The sequence below is a fragment of the Acidisphaera rubrifaciens HS-AP3 genome, assembly GCF_000964365.1.
Lineage (GTDB): Bacteria > Pseudomonadota > Alphaproteobacteria > Acetobacterales > Acetobacteraceae > Acidisphaera > Acidisphaera rubrifaciens.
This window is the reverse complement of record NZ_BANB01000550.1, coordinates 1-3,597: the sequence shown is the minus strand read 5'-3', so window position 1 is coordinate 3,597 and position 3,597 is coordinate 1. Positions and strand designations below refer to the sequence as shown.

At 72.3% G+C, this 3,597-nt stretch carries 4 protein-coding genes; 1 reads left to right on the top strand and 3 read right to left on the bottom strand.

Translation table 11 applies throughout. The annotated features are described in order from the left end of the window. On the bottom strand, positions 1-1,159 hold a 1,159-nt coding region (locus B8460_RS14515), incomplete at its 3' end, for an AAA family ATPase (protein ID WP_158322869.1). A 242-nt stretch (positions 1,160-1,401) separates the two neighbouring features. On the opposite strand from B8460_RS14515, the gene B8460_RS14510 reads away from it, so the two are divergent. After that, positions 1,402-2,445: a helix-turn-helix transcriptional regulator gene (locus B8460_RS14510; protein WP_084623681.1), complete on the top strand. Its 1,044-nt coding sequence runs from the start codon at positions 1,402-1,404 to the stop codon at positions 2,443-2,445. On the opposite strand, the gene B8460_RS14505 is transcribed toward B8460_RS14510, so the two are convergent. Both B8460_RS14505 and B8460_RS22080 read right to left on the bottom strand, forming a co-directional pair. After that, the gene (locus B8460_RS14505; protein WP_048862328.1) at positions 2,417-3,331 is read right to left on the bottom strand and encodes an ADP-ribosylglycohydrolase family protein; all 915 of its coding nucleotides are present in this window, start codon (positions 3,329-3,331) and stop codon (positions 2,417-2,419) included. The two genes, B8460_RS14510 and B8460_RS14505, sit on opposite strands and share 29 nt — an antisense overlap. Before the next feature lie 73 nt (positions 3,332-3,404). Further along, a partial coding sequence (locus B8460_RS22080; protein WP_048862327.1) for a hypothetical protein occupies positions 3,405-3,597 on the bottom strand: 193 nt, incomplete at its 5' end.

Sequence of the window (3,597 nt, the reverse complement as noted above, 5' to 3'; positions counted from 1 at the left end):
GCGCCCGCGCTGCCGCCGGCGGCTGGCGCAGCTCGATGCACAGCATCATCCGCCGCGCCACCGCCGGTCCCACCACGCTGATGTCGTTGGCCGTCCAGATCACCGGCGCGCCGCCCTGCTCGATCAGGCGATGCAGGAACACCCGGCTCGGCGTGTCGCGCCGGCCGAACATGTTGGTCGCGAACAAATCCTCCATCTCGTCGAACAGCAGCACGCCGCCGGTCGCGTCGATCAGCCGCTGGCTGAGGCGGAGGTCCGCCAGCCGCTCGCCGCGCGTCGGCTCCTCGCCCGCCGCGTCCGTCTCGCCAACCGGATAGAGCGCGGCACCCACGTGGGCGGCGAGCGTCGCCGCGAACTCCGTCTTGCCGGTGCCGGGGGGGCCGTAGAGCAGGATGCCCACGCCCTTCTCCTGCCGCTCCAGCGCCGCGCGCAGCACCCGCGCGGCCGTCTCGGCCGCCTCGCCCAGGTGGTGGAATGCCTCCCACGCCAGTTGCGGCGGCCGCGGCTGGCTCACCAGCAACGAGCGCACGTCGTCGGGCAGCGGCAGCCGCCGCGCGATCAGGGTGTACAGCCGCTGCAGCACGGCGATGCTGCCGTCGTCGTCGTCCACCGCCAGCAGACCGCTGGTGCGCAGCCGCCCATCCGCCGCCAGCGCCCGCCCCACCAGCGCCCCCGGCTGGTCGAGCAGCAGGCCGAACAGCGCCGGATCGAGGCACAGATACGTCCCCCGCCACCGCGCCTGGCTCAGCGCGTCCCACAGCCCCTCGACATACGTATCCTGCCGGTAGGCCACGGCCAGGCGCAGCACGGCCGCCTCGATCTCGTCGAGACCGAGCGCCCGGCCCAGCGCCGCCATCCAGTCGTCGAGTTCGCCCCGCTTGTGCCGCCGCCGGGCAGCCGTCAGCGCCGTGCCGAGCCGCGTCCACTCGGCCGGCGTCAGCGTCGTCTCCCCATCCTGGCGCGACAGCGCCGGCAGCGCCTCGGCCGCGAGGCCGAGATCGGACCGCGCGCTGACTGCGACCCGCACCAGCGCCCCCGCCTCGACGCTGCGCCGCGCCACCGCCCGGTGGACGTTGGCCATGATCTCGATAAGCAGCCCGGGATCACCGCCATAGCCCGGCCGGATCATCTTCAGGTCCACCACTCCCGCCCGTCTCATGCGTGAGTTCGATCGCATCGCCCCTCGCTCTCTGTGCCTGCGCCACCAAAGCCGAACGGGGGACCGCACGGCGCCGCCCGGTGCCATGCAATACCCCCCTATCCTTAGTCGTGAAGACCGGTCCATGCCCGCCGTCCGACCAGCGGGTCCGTCAGCGCCGCCAACCCGTGGCTGGACAGAAGCATGCCGCTACGTCAAAATCGGTCATATCGTCGACAACGCCACTGCCGAAAGCGAACCCGATGCGCCTCGATAAACCCGTGCAGCTCCTGGAACTCGCACGTGCGATCGAGGCGACCGGCGCGGAAGGCATGACCATCGAAGGGATGGCGGCAAAGCTGCGTGTCGACTATCGCACGGCCCAACGCTATCGCGACGCCCTGCGACGTCTGTTTCCCCATATGGAAGAGCAACAGCGGGAAAACAGGCTGTACCACTCTTTGCGACCCGGGGTCGACCGGCTCTTCAACGTGCCGACCACCGACGAGCTGGCCGAGCTGGCGATGGCGCGATTAGGCCTGGAGAACACTGGAGCCGACGGACGCGCCGCCCTGCTCCGGTCGCTTGCGGGCAAGGTCGCGGCCATGGTTCCCGGCCGCAACTGGACGACGATCGCCCCGGATCTGGAGGCGCTGGTCGCCGCCGAGGGCTATGCGGTGCAGGCCGGGCCACGTCCGGTGGACAACAGCGAGACCCTCGCCACCATCCGCGAGGCGCTCAAGGCGTGCGAGGCCCTGTCCCTTTGCTACAAATCCGCCAGCAACCCGGAGGGGCGGCGGCGCCGCGTCTCGCCCTGGGGCCTGCTCTACGGGCGCGCCTACTATCTGATCGGGCCGGAAGACGGGTGGGACAAGCCGGTTCCCTGGCGCCTTGACCGCATATCCGACGTGCGCCGCGACGGCGCCCGCACCGATCCGCCGGCCGACTGGACGATCATCGACTATGCCGCCGACTCGTTCGGCATCTTCCACGAGCCACCCTCGGACATCGCGCTCCGCTTCCTCCCGGCGGCGGCACCCACGGCCGACCGCTTCCTGTTCCACCCGCGCCAGACCAAGGAGTGGCAGGCCGACGGCAGCCTCGTCGTGCGCTTCACGGCCGGCGGCCTGCTCGAACTCTCCCGCCACCTGTTCACCTGGGGGACGACGGTCGAGATCCTGGCCCCCGACGGGCTGCGCGACCTTCTGCGAACGACGCTGGCGGAGGCGCTCGCCCACCATCAGGCAACGCCCCCGCCCGCCGATCCCCAACAGGCCGCTATGTCGCCGCCGCCCGCCCCGCGCTGAGCAGGTCGTCCGCCGCCGCCACCAGCCGGTCCCGCCAGGCAAGCGGCGCGAGCCAGCGCGCAGGGATCGCGCTCATGCCGTACAGCGCGCCGGCGATCTGGCCCGTCACGGCGCCCACCGTATCGGCGTCATCGCCGAGATTGACCGCCCGGATCAGCGCCTCCTCGAAGCTCGACGTGCCCGCGACCGCCCAGAACGCCGCCTCCAGCGTGTGGACGACATAGCCCGACGCGCTGATCGCGGCGCGGGCGCGGCCACGCCAGGTGCCGGCGGCGATGTCCTGCACCGCCGGATGCCCGTCGAAGGGCTGCGGCGCGAGCAGCGTCTCACGCCCCTCGCCGCTGATGGCGCGGCGCAGGCGGTCGGCGAGCAGCACGCATCCGTCCACCGCCTGCGGCGCGCCATGCGTGGTGCGGCTCTGCGCCGCCGCGATCCGCGCGCACAGCGCCGCATCGCCCGACGCGAAAATCGCCACCGGCGCGAGACGCATCACCGACCCGTTGCCGGCGGACATCTCGTCGGTGCTGCCCGCGATGGCCATGCCGGTGCGCTCGTAGCGGTTCAGCGCCTCGCGCGTCGTGCCGCCGATATCGAAGCACTCGCCGGTCGGTGAATAGTTGCCGTCGCGGTACCAGCCCAGGAAGCGTTGCATCGCATCCACGGGATCGAACCCGCCGCACGCGACCAGGCTGTCCGCTAGCGCGAGCGCCATGCTCGTGTCGTCCGTCCACACGCCCGGTTTCAGGCGGAACGGACCGCCGCCCGTCATCTCCGTGTGGTGCGGCTGCGCGTCGCGGGTGCTGAACTCCAGCGTCGTGCCCAGCGCGTCGCCCACCGCCAGCCCGACCAGCGCGCCGCGCGCGCGATCGATCATCGTCTCCGTCATCTCGCGAACCTCCGCAGGGAAGCGCCACACCTACGACCGGCCTCCCCCGGCCGTAAGGGGCGCCGGACCACCCCTACGACCGGCTTTGTCGTGCCTCCTCGTCGAGAAGGAAGCGCCGCACCGCCGGATCATTTGCGAGCGAGGCCGCCCGGGCGAAGGCGGCCCTCGCCTCGCCGCTCCGGCCGAGCGCGGCCAGCAGATGCGCGCGCAGCGCCTGTCCCGGCTGATAGCCGGGCGGCACCGCGGCGCCCTCGAGCGCGGCCAGC

Excerpts from the sequence above, each read along its gene's own strand:
- B8460_RS14510 (WP_084623681.1), top strand. The coding sequence starts at position 1,402 with ATGCGCCTCGATAAACCCGTGCAGCTCCTGGAACTCGCACGTGCGATC.
- B8460_RS14505 (WP_048862328.1), bottom strand. The coding sequence starts at position 3,331 with ATGACGGAGACGATGATCGATCGCGCGCGCGGCGCGCTGGTCGGGCTG.